Origin of the sequence: Bacillus nitratireducens (assembly GCF_036320425.1) — a bacterium.
Classification (GTDB): Bacteria; Bacillota; Bacilli; order Bacillales; family Bacillaceae_G; genus Bacillus_A; species Bacillus_A nitratireducens.
Window position 1 is genome coordinate 1 of sequence record NZ_JAUMJO010000062.1, and the last position, 266, is coordinate 266.

Annotated in this window: 1 protein-coding gene; it reads right to left on the reverse strand. The window is 36.1% G+C overall.

The genetic code is table 11. The features are described 5' to 3' along the window. Positions 1 to 266: Cna B-type domain-containing protein (locus Q3V31_RS30855; protein ID WP_329767706.1), on the reverse strand; the 266-nt coding region annotated here is incomplete at both ends.

Sequence of the window (266 nt, forward strand, 5' to 3'; positions counted from 1 at the left end):
ACCACTTAGTTCTGTTTTGTCCGTATTCTTGTAAGTGTTCGTAATCGTTGTTCCTTCTACTTTTGTTTCATAGTCTTTCACTTTTACTTCACTTACTGTGTACTTGAACTCATTTCCTTGTCCATCGTACTTTGGTAGATCTTTAAAGCTGAAATTCCAGTTGCCTTCTTTATCAGCTTTCACTTCTTCTGTTTTGAACTCTTTACCATTTTGAAGCAATTGAACTGTGATACTTTCTGGGCGTGTGTTGAACTTGTTGTTGTAGT